This is a genomic window from Leptospira dzoumogneensis, assembly GCF_004770895.1.
Classification (GTDB): domain Bacteria; phylum Spirochaetota; class Leptospiria; order Leptospirales; family Leptospiraceae; genus Leptospira_B; species Leptospira_B dzoumogneensis.
The window spans coordinates 89,603-101,864 of record NZ_RQHS01000010.1 but is presented as its reverse complement, the minus strand read 5'-3'; the positions used below and the strand labels follow the sequence as shown (position 1 = coordinate 101,864).

Here is a 12,262-nt window from a genome sequence, read left to right as displayed (position 1 = left end):
TTTCCCTTAGGGGATAAGAAAAAGGGCGGTTTTTTGTTATGTCAGCCCGTCGAATTTGTACAATTTACGGGCCTCCTCGTGCCGCAATCTTAAAAAAGTTTCAATCTCGAGGGAGAATTTGTCCGAAGGATTTAGTACTGTAATAATCGGAAGCGGGACTAAGAAAGTGACATCTTCTCATAAGAATCTACTCCAAAATTTTCAAGAATACCTCTCGGTTGAGAAGGGTCTGAGCGACAATTCCATTTACTCGTACGGATACGATCTGAACAAGTTTAAGAACTTCCTCGAAAAGGAACATTTGGATTTCCTGGAAGTCCAAGCGAACGACATAGTTCGTTTCTTGAACGAAGAAAGGAATCGTAAAATTTCCGCAAAGACGATCGCTCGAGAAGTGGTTGCCATCCGCCAATTTTATAAATTTCTAAAAGACGAAAAGAAGCTGGATTCGAATCCTACGGAGAAGATCGAAACTCCCGAAGTGATGAGATCCATTCCCGATTATCTGACCCAAGAAGAGATCGAGGAATTGTTCAATGTGATCAAAGAGGATAATCTCTACGAACTCAGAGACAAATGTATTTTCGAACTTCTATATTCTTCCGGACTTAGGATCTCGGAAGCATGTAACTTAAGACTGACCGACATGGATATGTCCGGAATGACCTTAACCGTAGAAGGTAAGGGCGGACGCCAAAGACTAGTTCCATTCGGTGAAAAATCTTTGGACATTCTGAATCGTTACTTAAAACAAAGCAGACCTTATATTCTGAAAAACAGAAATTGTGATTATCTTTTCGTTTCCAAAAAAGGATCTTTCATCAATAGAAAATCTGTTTGGAGACTTCTGAACCATTATATTAAAAGAACAAGCATCAAGAAAAAAGTGACTCCTCACACTCTGAGACACTCTTTCGCGACCCACTTGTTGGAAAACCACGCGGATCTAAAATCGGTTCAGGAACTTTTGGGTCATATCGATATTTCGACTACCCAGATCTATACTCATATGGCGAACAAAACTCTAAAGGAAGTTCATAAGAAATTCCATCCTAGAGGATAATTCAACCGGACCGAATTTTGGCCGAGATCAAAAAAACCGACTATTCGAATCAATTTCGGATACAAGTTCCTTCCCATCCGCGTTACGTGACTGTAGCGCGGAACTTCGTCTACAATCTAGCTAGAGAATCGGGATTTTCCCTATACGATGCTGCCGATCTAAAATTGGCAGTGGGGGAATGTCTTCTAAACGTGATCAAACACGCTTATCTCGGAAAAACGAATTATCCGATCTTTTTGGAAGTTACGGTTCTTGAGAATCGAATGGAAGTACGTATCAGAGATTTCGGAGTTCAAAAAAATATTTCCGAGATCCGGGGATTCGATCCGGGAGATTATAGGGAAGAAGGGATTGGGCTCTACTTAGTCAGAAAACTAACGGATCATTTTTATATAGATCAATCCGGAAAAGGGAATCGTCTGATTCTCACAAAAATGAAATAATTAAGAAAGAACGGCTTGCAGAATAACGGATTTGTCCGTCTATTCTGTATAATCCAAGCATATGCTTTCGACGATCCAAATGAAATTTATCTCTATACTAGTATTTTCGATCTTAATTCTTTCCTGCAGAAAAGGACCTTCCTTATCCAAAGAGGAAGTCAAACAACTCAGCCAAAACTATATTAAAGAGTTATGTAAAAAGAATTTAGAATGTTCCGCTCAGTATCTGGAATCCCTTCCTTCAGGAGAACAGAATGCCGCAAGGTCCGGATTTTCTTCCTTGGACCAATGTATGGCGGAACAAAGTAACCAGTCCATTCTTCCCGACGACTACGAAAAAGTCACAGACCAGCAGATCGGAAAAGTGAAACGTTGTATGGATGATCTTTTGAAAACTCCTTGTTCCGAAATGGAGCAGGCGGGTGGAATTCCATCTTGTAGAGAATTATTTCCGGACGGGAATTAATCCGCCGAAGATCCGGAATCCAAAGATTCTTCCTGTAAAAGTCCGAGTCGTTTCGGTTTTACCTTGGAATGAGCGATCTGCCCGTCGCCTCCCAAGTATAGGAAAGAAGGACCTGGGATCTCTTTTAATTTTACGCTGAACTTTTTGTTTCTTCCTAGGTTTGCTTCCACCCCTGGAAAAATTTCTCTTTCTACTTCAATGAATGAATTTTTATCAGGATCGAAGGATAAAATCGCTGATTGTTCCTGTGCAAATAGGTTTTCTAAAATGGAACTGTACTTTTGACGGATTGCTTGAAGTTTAGGTAAGCTGTCTTTTTCTTCCGGGCTCAAACTTCTTCTTTGGGAATCGTCGCTTAATTTTTGGATACTAGTATCTACTTTTTTTAATATATCCTGATTTTTTCGGATCTCCGATTTTAGATCTTCTAATTCGGAAAGAAGTTCGGGAGGCATTCCGCAGCTGAGTACGGTTCGGGTCTCTACGATAGCGCCGAGCTTAGTGCAGGTAATCATTTTTCCTGCTACACATTGACCGCCTATAATTTCACCTCTTCCGCCTCTGACTACCACGGATTCTCCGGCGATCAGTTCGGAGTGCATCGCTGCTTCTTCTATGAAGATCGAATTTTTAGCGATCATCTTTCCTTGTTCTACGAATTTTGCATAGATATCTGCGCCTGATTCTATCATTCCACCGTTCCTTCCCATAAATCCTCCGGAAAGAACGATATCTCCTTTTGCTTTTAGGAAAACTTTACCTACGGATTTTTTAACTATGATGGATCCGTCTGTTTCGAGTGTAAAACCGTCTGCGATAGATTCTTCTACGATGATCGTGCCTGGAAAGTTGATGTTCCCAGTGGAGAAGTCTACATTTTCCAGCAGACAAACTTCATCCACACGAATGACCCCGAAACGATCTACTAGAGGTCTTCCGTCTATGAGAGATTGAACTACATTTCCATCTTCTGAAATTTTAACGTTAGGACCAAGTTTCCATTCCGCTAGTTTACCTTCTTCGAATGGAAGTACTTCTCCTTTTACGTTTTTGCCCGGTTTACCGGGAGAAGGGGAAACCTTTTCCGCAAGTTTCTGGTTCTTCTTCACACTTTGGATAATTTGAATATTCTTAAAATCTACTCTTCCGAATTCATCTTCTTCCAAAGTAGGTGTGCCTGGATGTTGGAATAAGATCCTGATATCTCCGTCTTTTCCAGGTATTGGAGATTCTCCTTGGGCGACTAAGGTCCTTTTTCCGTAATCCTCTGCTTGGGAAAGTTTGAGTATGGATTCTTCTAGTATCCCAAAAACGATCCCACTTACTTGTAACTGGGAAAGAATCTCGTCCCTAGTTAATAATTTTCCACCGAATTTGGGAGGATGGAGAATTCCATAGACCGTCATTTTATCTTCTGAAATTTTCAGATCCAGGCTGGACGCTTCCGGTTTGCCCGGCCATTTTCCGATTAGGTGTGGTTCCGAGTCTTTGGTCTTTAAGATACGTTTAACTTCTTCTTCGCTAACGCTCGAAATTTTAAATACATCCAATCGTTTTAGAATTTCGCGATATTCTACTTCTTTTCCTTTTTTTCCTGCGGGGAAGATGGTGAGATATGCGAGACCGTCCAGATTTTCCACCTTGAAAAATCCGTTTTCGTTCTCTTCCAGATCTTTTAATAATGATTCGGTAAAATTGCGGATCGAGTCGCTCATCCTGGGGGGCCGTTGTTGGAGAGTAAGTCCCATCCTATTTTTTACAATCGAAAACCTGTAAAAAGACTTAATGGGAAGAAGAAGAAAAATCTCCGAAATCTGTCGATTTTCAGACTGGGCTCGATCTGTCGAAGTTACTACAAGTCAGGATTTCCCTTCCTTTTTTCAAAAATTATGTCCTTGAAAAACCGGGAAAACGGCCGATGATCCTAGGGTAAAACGTATGGCATTCAATCCATTCTCCATCTTAACCAATATTCGGGTGTCAATAGACCAGGTTCTGGGAAATCTTCCGCCAAAAGTGGTAAAAACGATAGGAACTGCGGCTCTCAGCTTGGCGGTACTGGTCGCGCTCGTTCTGGGCTGGTTCAGTTTCCAAAAGGGTTTGGCTATGGCGGGAGAAGAAGACCAGGCAAAAGAACTGGATCGTAAGGCATTATTTTTAGAAGATATAGAAAGAGAGTATAACCGAAAAAGAAAGGACGTTAGATGGAGCGATCCTTCCTATTCGGAGTCCGGAAGTTCCTCCTTGGATATTGAAAGATATTCTTTGGAAAAACCCAAGACGGAACCTTCTGCCCCTAAACCTGAGCTGGAAGAGTCGGACACAATCCGCAATTCTAAAATGAAAGACGGAGACTCCAGAGTTTTCTTTCCCACTGAAAATGAAAGGCCTCCTCGCGAGGATTTAGCTCCTAATAGTAAGGGATCCGATTCTCCTCGTTTGGAACCAAGCACAAAGCTGCCTAATAGAGAACTTCCTGCAGAAAAGGAAGAATCCCGCTTAAGTCGTCCACCTAGAAAAGAACAAAAACCTAGGGGAGAATAAGATGAAATATATTCTAATTTCTTTAAGTATTCTTCTTTTCGCAAATCAACTTTCGGCGGATTTTCCTCTGCCAATTCCGGAACCAGGAGAGGGTAATATTTCCTCCAGGGGAATATCTCCGGATGAACCTCTTCCTCCTATTGATGCGAGTTCCGTAATTGCAGAACAGAAGTCCGAACAAGAAGGATCCGAAACTGTTTCTGAAAACGCAGCAGTGACCGGCGAAGAAACAAAGGTCACCGAAACAAAACAAACCGTTTCAGAAACTGTAAAAGAGAAAAAAACAAAACTTCCGAATCTTGCGGATAGAAAGGATAAAAAAGGCGGAAAGAAGAAGGAAGCCGCCGATCCGAGCCGTGCTGCTTATGAAAGAGGACTTTTACGTTTGAGGAACGGTCAGAAAGACGCAGCCAAAGAAGAATTCGGCAAGGCTGCATCCACGGAAGGAACCGCGAGTTCTCAGGCAAAATTAGAATTATCTAAATTAGACAATTCTAAGGCTCCAGATCCGACTGCGGAGGTTCCGGCAGAAGACGATTCCAGATGGAAAACTTCTTTGGAAACTGCAAGATCGCTGCGGGCACAGGGCAAAAATTCGGAGGCAGAATCCATCCTTCTTAGGACCGCAACCGAGGGAGAAGGGGAATATAGATCCAGAGCTTTATTACAATTAGGTGATATGCTTTTCAGGTTGGGAAGATATTCGGATGCTCGAAGTTATTTAATGGATTTTTGGAATCGTTTCGGTAAAACTTTTCCGAATGCGGAAGATTTAACCTCCAGAGAATTCAAAAGACAAAGAGAAGAAAAGGAACTAGGTGCTTATTTACTTTTTAAATCCAGTTATAAGGCGGGAGAAGGGGAATGGGCGAAAAGGTTCTTGAAAAAATATTTGGATAAGTCTATTTCCGAATCTCAAGGAGTGTATTCCCCCTTGAGAATGGAAATGGAATCTTTCGCGAAAAGCGATCTTTAAGTTAAAGCTACGTTTACTTCTAATTTTCCGAATTTGGAAAATAGACTGATCCCTAAGGCTTGTTTTTTAGGGATCTTGATGGTTTCATTTTTTGCATCCACGATATTCGGAGCAGTGATCTCGATAGACTGACCCGCAGTTGCAAAAATATTCATCGCGTTACCTGTGGTCATGTTCGCGATCTCACCTAAGATATCTTTATATTCATTCTTGATATCGTCGTCGCTCATTCCAGGCATCAGCTTTTTGGAAATTTTATAAGCCGCGTCGTAGTTCAAACCGTAGATCACTTCTCCATTAAATGTTCCTAAAACTCCGATGATGATCGCAAGTTCCAGTGTGGTTTCCGGAGTGTCTTTGATACCGATCTTTCCACGGATCAGGTCGGTCTGTAATATATCCCGGAAGACGATCGTAGCTGCTTCCAGGAATGGGTTTACTAACTCGGCGCGGATTTGCATTATTCCTCCGAAACGGATCTAACGGATGCTCGTTCGACTTTGATACTTTCCTCTAGGGATTGTGGAATTTCCATGAGTATTGCAGTAAGTAAGGAACCGTTCTCTCTGGTTCTCAAGAAGGAAGGATCAGGAGTTCCTAATTTGACTCCGGAGAAGGAAACAATCGCGTATTTTTCTCCCTCTCTAAATGGTCCGATGTTTTTCTTTTGGGTCAAACCTGGAAGGCTTAGGTCCTGTAAGAACTTTTTATCGGAACTTAAAGAGAATACTTCTTTACCTAGACTGATCTTTTTCAGGTCGGAAAGAGATTTGTTTTTAAGAGATACTGTTTGTCTTCCTAAAAGTGCGGCGATCTTTTGCAGACCGTCAGGCTCGTTTTGTAGAGTGACTAACTTTGCTTTTAAGGATTCCAGGGAATTTTTACGTGCTTCTAATAAGAACTTACTTCTTAAAACGGTTTTTCTTTCCTCGAACGGCACAGGCTTACCGTCTTTACCTTTTAAGGTGTTCGGATCCAAAGACTCTTTATCATAAAGTTCTTTAAGCTGTACGTCTGTAGGCTCCAGATTTCTTTCGGAAGCTTTGGCTAGATCTTCTTCCGTATATAAAACTGCGTCTAGGTCCACTCTGGCTCCGGAAGCCTCGGACATGATATTCAATTCTCCATCCGTGCGTCGGATCTCAGTCGGAAGGAAATTTTGAAATAGAGACTGGGACACTTTATAATCGATCCTAAAGCGTAGAGGCGCCTGTTGGAGGAACTGACGATAAATTTCTTCCGGTTTTTTCAAATCTTCCTCGGAATATCCTGCTCCTTGGAGAGAATTTTTAGAAACTCTTTTGGCTTCTTCCCAAAGAGCTTGTCTTTCCGATTCCTCAGTGATTGTGAAACCTACCGAATTTCCGATCTTGCGGAAAATATATTGGCCTTTTAAAGATTGGAAGGCACAGTCCGCCCAAAGCGCCTCGGAGCCCTGTCCTTGGTACATCTGGATACAAAATCTTTTAGCTGCGTTGAATGAATCGATTGGGACACTTTGGTCGTCAATACTTCCCATGGTGATGCTTGCCTTTCCGGCAAGCATGTCTATACCTACTTGTTCCACATCCGGCTTTAAGAGCATGATGATCAGCATCAGGACAAGAATTCCTAAAAAAACTGCCGATCCGACTTTGAATAAAATATCTTTAATTGAAATTCCGTCTGGATTTGTCATAAAACTACGTTCACAAGGAAGGCTGGCCCGCGCCTGGAATCTGTAAAGGAGAAAAACCGCCCGAAAAATGCTTCAGAAACGGCGAAATTGGATAGATACATATAATGATGCTCTATATTGCCTTAGCACTCATTTTAGTAGGAATCCTCTGCTTTATTTATGTTTCCTTCCAGCCAAATTCTAAAAAAGAGTTTAGCACCGGCTCATTTCCGAAAGGAAATCTGCCTCCTGCAAGAGAGAAAAAAATTTCTCAAGAATCGTTAGCTTCTCTTAAAAAACAGGGTCGTCCAGAAACCTATTCTCAAATGGATATGGCCTTTGCGGAAGAGAGAAAAATACGCCCGCTCTCCGAAAGACAAAAAATAGGATCCAATAGGATTGAGCCTGAAGTTTCGCAAGAGGAAGAATTCGGAACTGAGATCTGGGACGAAACAAAAAGGGGAGAAATTTTGGAAATGGTAACTGAACCTGAACGCACCCAACCTAGGATCCCTAAAGAAGAAGAATGGTCTATGGAAGGAGTATTATTCTTAGATCTTTCCGGAAGATTACCTTACGAGGCGCTCCAAGAAAAGATCCGTCCTGAAACTCTAAAAGGTTTTAGAAGAATGGGAAAAGGAAGTATTAGAGAGATCCCAGGCGGATTCACTTTCCAGGCAAGAAACTCTGAATTTAGTTATAAGCTGAATGAAGTGGAGAAGATCGTTTTTTACGACCAAGGTTTCGCGCTGCTTCCTTTAAAAAGAGAATACCCGACCCCGATCTTTTTGACCAAGGACGGGGAGAAGTTCAAATCTTATCTGGAATATACTGCGAGCGCTTAAGAAAAGAAGAAGGCAGTAAATTATCTGCCTTCTACCGCCAACCACTTAGTGGTCTTTACGATCACCCTAACGATCGTATAGAATGCGGCTCCGATACCGAATGCCCAGATTTGCGGCTCAGTAATCACTGCCCAAGGTTCTTTCCAATCTCCGAATCCGATCTTAAAACTTGCCGCATAATCAAATAATACGAAGATCACTAAGATCCCGAATAAACTAGGGTATTCTCTTTTTAGGATATTTCGGAAGGAGAAACTAAGTTTAGGTTTTACATAACCTGAAAATTTAGGGATGAATGCAGGGATCTTGTCCGCCCAATTCAAATAATCCTGGCCGAACTTATCTCTTAAGAATTTTTCTTCCGCGAACATTATTCTTTCGTAATAGAATCCGAAAAATAAAGAGAATACCAGAAGTAAGGGAACATCTCTAAAATAAAGAACAGGTCCTAAATACATTAGGAAATTCCCTAAATAAAGAGGATGGCGAACAAGGGAATAAATTCCCTCTTGGTTGACCAGATCGGCCACTTGTTCTTTCGTATTTCTGCCGGAAGTGCGGGCAGGAGCGTAACCGATCACGAAACAACGGACCGCTAAACCGAGTAAGCTGACTACGAAACATGCGGCCGCATAGTATAAATTGATCTCGTAAGAATCTTCTAAAAATTCGAACTTGCTTAAGGAGTATAGACAAAGAAGAAGAATAAATCCCGGTATATAAGATCTCCAGCGAAATAGAAAATTCCCCTGCTGATCCAATTCTTCGATTAATGCCATACGAATTCCTTATAAGGTTATAGTATTAAGGAAGGAAACTTTTATCCCCTCGGAGTGTCAACCATTGATTCGGAGCTGTTCAGGGAGAAAGAAACCTGGTAGAAAAGTCCGCAAGATCCTTTTGTAGTATCCTTTCCAGATTCCAGGGATCCAAGACCAATCTGTAACTAAGGCCCTCTCTCTGAAAAACATAACTTCCTAACTTGGTCATTCCGATCGGAGAAACTAGATAACGATCCGTACTGGTAACGATCTCTATTTTAAAATTTCTATCTTTTGGGACCGGAGAATATTCTTCCGACTTCTCCAAAAGAACTTCGTCTGCGCTTAATTTTTTGATCTCTTCCAGATAGTTTTCCACTTCTTCGGAAGAGGCGAGGATCTGACTGCCGGAAGTTTCTAAGGTCCAATTCTCACCTTGTTTACTTAAGTTAAAATCGATGGAAGAAAGTCCTGAAATTGCGATCTTAGAAACTTTTTCTCTGGAAGGGAAGGGAGGGATCAAGGATCTACTCAAGAAAAAATCCAGTTTGCCTCCTCCCGTAACTGATTTTAGATTTTCTTTAACTAACCAGATCTGATTTTTTTCATCCAGGATGTAGGTGCCGGAACCTTTTCTGACAGGTGCTCCTATTAAAATTTTTCCAATAGAATTTCCGGAAACACTTTTTAGTTCTAATATTGGTTCATCTCCTCCTAGTCCGAATTCTTCTTTAGAGACTGAATTGGATTCTGAGAGTAGGGTGAATTTGCGTAAATGTAAACATGCTTGGATCAATTCTTCAATTCTGGCAGAATCACCCGGTAATACTAGGCCCGAAGGTAACTGAACTGTCCATCCGTCCAGATTTCTGTTCAGGATACTTTCTTGTCCTTTACGTCCGCTGATTATGGTTTGTATCTCTTCCGATTTGGTCTTATAGAAGCTTTCCGAATTCTGGTAGGTCTTTTTGAACCAGTCCCAGGGATCTTTTGCGATTAATAGTAGAATGGCTAATAGTATATTCCCAAAAAATAATATAATCCGAGGATATTCTTTGTAGATACGGTGAAGAAGGTCCTTAAGTTTTGAAAATTCCATTATCCGTTCCTTCTTTTTAGCCTGCGGAAGGCATAAAGAGCCAATAATCCAGGAACCAAAAATAAATGAAATAAGCTGATCGAAGTTTCCAAGAAGAATGGTAAAGGTTTTAGTTTTAAAACTGCCGATTGTTTGGAACGGACTTCTAAAAGATCTGTTTCTCCTTTGAGTATATCGATTGCATTTAATAAAAAAGGAATATTCGAGTTTTTTAGTATTTCCGAAAATTCAGGAAATGCCAGGAGATCTGAAACTAGATAAGGAGAACCGAATACTAAGATCCTTCCTGTTTTAGTAGGTTTGTTCCGGGATTGTGGATCCGACGCTCTTTGTTGGAAATCGGAAAAATAAGAAGTAAATTTACCTTCTGCATAAACTCCTAAAACAAAAGGCCCGCCATTTGCTTGGATCGGAGCGGAAAGGATCTGTTTTTCCCCCAGGGAAATCGGTTCTGTTCTGGACTCAGCATCTTGTCCGCTTTTTGCTAATATAGTAAATTGTACTTCTTTTTGTTTATCCGGAAGAATATTCAAACTAGAAGACCAAGGGATCAAAAGACTTTCTTGGTTTTTAGTAAATACGCTATTCGGATCCAAGGTTTTTGATTTTTGGTCCGGAACGATCCAAGGAGGATAAGGATATTTTCCTAAAACCCCAGGTTCTATTTCTATTACGGAGCCCATCGGGAGAGAATGATCCGGCTCTAAAACGATATCATAGTTGATTCGAATTCCATAATGTTCTAAAAATCGGACCATTTCTTCCGAGTCCGGATTTTTCTGGGCGAGTCCTGCTCCAAGATCTCCGGAAAGAAGTCCAAAACCCCCTCTTTCAGAGTTTGTTTTGAACTCCATTGTTTTGGCGAGAAGGATGAAACTTCCTCCTTCTAAAATGAACTTATCTAATTTACGTTCCGTATTTTTAGAAAGATGTCCTCCGCCTATCCAAAGTACTACTTCAGTTTCCGGGGGAAGTTCTTCCGTTTCCAGATCCAATTCTAGTATAGGACCATATTCACCTCTAAGAACTCTTCTTGCAAAAATTTCGATCCTGTCTTTGGGAGAGCCTTGTTCTTGGAAGGAAAGATTTCCCGGAGATTTTAAAAGAACGATCCCGGAGTCCTTGTCTTGTCTTTGCATTTTACGAATTGAATTTAAGATCTGGTATTCCAAATCTTCCGTGAAAAATGCAAAAGATAAAACTTCTGTTTTATGGCCTAAGGTAAGAACGATCCCCATAAATGCCTGCTTGACCGAGGCGGAATCCCTGGAAGTTTGTTGCAGTATCTGAGGTTCTAATCCGACTTCCATTGCTTTTCTTGCATCTTCTTCAGAAGTAGAAGGATCATAAAACCGCAAAGAAACATTTTCCTTTCCGATCTTAGAGATCTCTTTTAAGAGTTCTTTGCTGAGTTCCGCTCTTGCCTTATATTCTCCCGGGATCTCCGAAGAATAAAACGCGTCTATGTATAATGGATCATCTAGTTCTTTTAATACTTTTACGGTGCTTGTTGTGATCTGAAATCTTCCGGATCTGGATAGATCTGCCTTACAAGGAATTGAGGAGAATAGTCCGTTCAATAATACAAACAACAGTATTCCGTTTGCGAGTCCGAACCAAGTGGATTTAGAAAGATCTAATAGAGGACGGAACAATTCTCTCATGGATAATTTCTCCTGAGAAAGAAAACGTTCCCCGCTAGATTTGCGGATATAAAACTAAAAAAGTAAAGAGTGTCGGAAAGATCTAATATTCCCAACCGAAACGATTCAAAATGAGAAGATAAAGCGAATAAATACGCAAATGCAGAAGGTCCGTTTGCGAAAAATTTCAGGACCGGTTGAGTGCCCAATAGAAAAAAGAAAAGGCAAACAAGAACTGTTAGAATATAAGAACTGATCTGATCTTTTCCAAAAGAAGAAAGAAAAATCCCAATGCTAATATAGGCCCCTCCGAGCAGCAAACAGCCTAGATATCCTGCAAATACGATCCCAAGATCCAGATCACCGAATGCCCAGATAAAAAATGGGATACTAAGACTTAAACAAACAGTGGATCCTAAAAACGCCCAGGAAGCCAAAAATTTTGCGGCAACGATTTCCCATTTTGAGATTGGCAAGGTGAATAAGATCTCTAAACTTCCGGATCTTTTTTCTTCGGACCAAAGCCTCATTGTGATCGCAGGCACAAATACTACGAATAGAAGCGGAGTCCAAACGAAGTATTCTTCCATACCTGCCACTTTTCTGTCCCAGAAGGAACCTTCTCCCAAACCGTAAAAGAATAAGAAGGAAGATAAGAATAAGTAAAGTATAGAAAAAACATAGCCAATCGGTGTATTAAAATAGCTGGCCCATTCTTTTTTAAAAACGGCGATAAGTCCTGGAGGTAAGGTGAGAAATTTCATA

General features: G+C 41.0%; 13 protein-coding genes. 6 read left to right on the top strand and 7 right to left on the bottom strand.

Going from position 1 to position 12,262, the window contains the following annotated elements; genetic code table 11:
* Positions 1-166 precede the first annotated feature (166 nt).
* The 3 genes from xerD (at position 167) to EHR06_RS06280 (ending at position 1,972) form a co-directional block, all read left to right on the top strand.
* Positions 167-1,063, top strand: coding sequence for a site-specific tyrosine recombinase XerD (gene xerD, locus EHR06_RS06290; RefSeq protein WP_040507921.1), 897 nt, complete (start codon positions 167-169; stop codon positions 1,061-1,063).
* Between the two features lie 17 nt (positions 1,064-1,080).
* Positions 1,081-1,506 carry an ATP-binding protein gene (locus tag EHR06_RS06285; protein WP_086446439.1) on the top strand — a complete coding sequence of 142 codons (426 nt, stop codon included), beginning with the start codon at positions 1,081-1,083 and terminating at the stop codon, positions 1,504-1,506.
* Positions 1,507-1,567: 61 nt separating this feature from the next.
* Positions 1,568-1,972 carry an LA_2478/LA_2722/LA_4182 family protein gene (locus tag EHR06_RS06280; RefSeq protein WP_135756219.1) on the top strand — a complete coding sequence of 135 codons (405 nt, stop codon included), beginning with the start codon at positions 1,568-1,570 and terminating at the stop codon, positions 1,970-1,972.
* On the opposite strand, the gene EHR06_RS06275 is transcribed toward EHR06_RS06280, so the two are convergent.
* A complete protein-coding gene (locus EHR06_RS06275) occupies positions 1,969-3,687 on the bottom strand; it encodes a DUF342 domain-containing protein (RefSeq protein WP_135756218.1) in 1,719 nt (572 codons plus the stop codon). The genes EHR06_RS06280 and EHR06_RS06275 overlap by 4 nt on opposite strands.
* Positions 3,688-3,910: 223 nt before the next feature.
* On the opposite strand from EHR06_RS06275, the gene EHR06_RS06270 reads away from it, so the two are divergent.
* Positions 3,911-4,516: an LIC_11485 family protein gene (locus tag EHR06_RS06270; protein WP_135756217.1), complete on the top strand. Its 606-nt coding sequence runs from the start codon at positions 3,911-3,913 to the stop codon at positions 4,514-4,516.
* A 1-nt stretch (position 4,517) separates the two neighbouring features.
* On the top strand, positions 4,518-5,492 hold the full coding sequence (locus tag EHR06_RS06265) for a tetratricopeptide repeat protein (protein WP_135756216.1): 975 nt from the start codon (positions 4,518-4,520) through the stop codon (positions 5,490-5,492).
* Here EHR06_RS06265 and EHR06_RS06260 read toward each other — a convergent pair.
* On the bottom strand, positions 5,489-5,953 hold the full coding sequence (locus EHR06_RS06260; protein WP_086446434.1) for a chemotaxis protein CheX: 465 nt from the start codon (positions 5,951-5,953) through the stop codon (positions 5,489-5,491). The two genes, EHR06_RS06265 and EHR06_RS06260, sit on opposite strands and share 4 nt — an antisense overlap.
* Positions 5,953-7,170, bottom strand: coding sequence for a hypothetical protein (locus EHR06_RS06255; RefSeq protein WP_135756215.1), 1,218 nt, complete (start codon positions 7,168-7,170; stop codon positions 5,953-5,955). The genes EHR06_RS06260 and EHR06_RS06255 overlap by 1 nt, the downstream gene beginning before the upstream one ends.
* 104 nt (positions 7,171-7,274) lie before the next feature.
* Here EHR06_RS06255 and EHR06_RS06250 point away from each other — a divergent pair, with 104 nt between their 5' ends.
* On the top strand, positions 7,275-7,994 hold the full coding sequence (locus EHR06_RS06250; protein WP_135756214.1) for an LIC_11490 family protein: 720 nt from the start codon (positions 7,275-7,277) through the stop codon (positions 7,992-7,994).
* A 20-nt stretch (positions 7,995-8,014) separates the two neighbouring features.
* Here EHR06_RS06250 and lmtA read toward each other — a convergent pair whose 3' ends face one another.
* From lmtA to EHR06_RS06230, 4 genes are all read right to left on the bottom strand, one after another.
* Positions 8,015-8,773 carry a lipid A Kdo2 1-phosphate O-methyltransferase gene (gene lmtA, locus EHR06_RS06245; RefSeq protein ID WP_135756213.1) on the bottom strand — a complete coding sequence of 253 codons (759 nt, stop codon included), beginning with the start codon at positions 8,771-8,773 and terminating at the stop codon, positions 8,015-8,017.
* 79 nt (positions 8,774-8,852) lie between these two features.
* Complete coding sequence (locus EHR06_RS06240; protein WP_135756212.1) at positions 8,853-9,854, bottom strand: DUF4340 domain-containing protein; 1,002 nt, start codon at positions 9,852-9,854, stop codon at positions 8,853-8,855.
* Positions 9,854-11,518: a GldG family protein gene (locus EHR06_RS06235; RefSeq protein WP_135756211.1), complete on the bottom strand. Its 1,665-nt coding sequence runs from the start codon at positions 11,516-11,518 to the stop codon at positions 9,854-9,856. The genes EHR06_RS06240 and EHR06_RS06235 overlap by 1 nt, the downstream gene beginning before the upstream one ends.
* A complete protein-coding gene (locus EHR06_RS06230) occupies positions 11,515-12,261 on the bottom strand; it encodes an ABC transporter permease subunit (protein WP_135756210.1) in 747 nt (248 codons plus the stop codon). Before EHR06_RS06230 ends, EHR06_RS06235 begins: the two co-directional genes overlap by 4 nt.
* Position 12,262: the final 1 nt, after the last annotated feature.

Coding starts and splice junctions, on each gene's coding strand:
- EHR06_RS06270 (WP_135756217.1), top strand. CDS start 3,911: ATGGCATTCAATCCATTCTCCATCTTAACCAATATTCGGGTGTCAATA.
- EHR06_RS06265 (WP_135756216.1), top strand. CDS start 4,518: ATGAAATATATTCTAATTTCTTTAAGTATTCTTCTTTTCGCAAATCAA.
- EHR06_RS06235 (WP_135756211.1), bottom strand. CDS start 11,518: ATGAGAGAATTGTTCCGTCCTCTATTAGATCTTTCTAAATCCACTTGG.
- EHR06_RS06230 (WP_135756210.1), bottom strand. CDS start 12,261: ATGAAATTTCTCACCTTACCTCCAGGACTTATCGCCGTTTTTAAAAAA.
- EHR06_RS06250 (WP_135756214.1), top strand. CDS start 7,275: ATGATGCTCTATATTGCCTTAGCACTCATTTTAGTAGGAATCCTCTGC.
- EHR06_RS06280 (WP_135756219.1), top strand. CDS start 1,568: ATGCTTTCGACGATCCAAATGAAATTTATCTCTATACTAGTATTTTCG.
- EHR06_RS06240 (WP_135756212.1), bottom strand. CDS start 9,854: ATGGAATTTTCAAAACTTAAGGACCTTCTTCACCGTATCTACAAAGAA.
- EHR06_RS06260 (WP_086446434.1), bottom strand. CDS start 5,953: ATGCAAATCCGCGCCGAGTTAGTAAACCCATTCCTGGAAGCAGCTACG.
- lmtA (WP_135756213.1), bottom strand. CDS start 8,773: ATGGCATTAATCGAAGAATTGGATCAGCAGGGGAATTTTCTATTTCGC.
- EHR06_RS06255 (WP_135756215.1), bottom strand. CDS start 7,170: ATGACAAATCCAGACGGAATTTCAATTAAAGATATTTTATTCAAAGTC.
- EHR06_RS06275 (WP_135756218.1), bottom strand. CDS start 3,687: ATGAGCGACTCGATCCGCAATTTTACCGAATCATTATTAAAAGATCTG.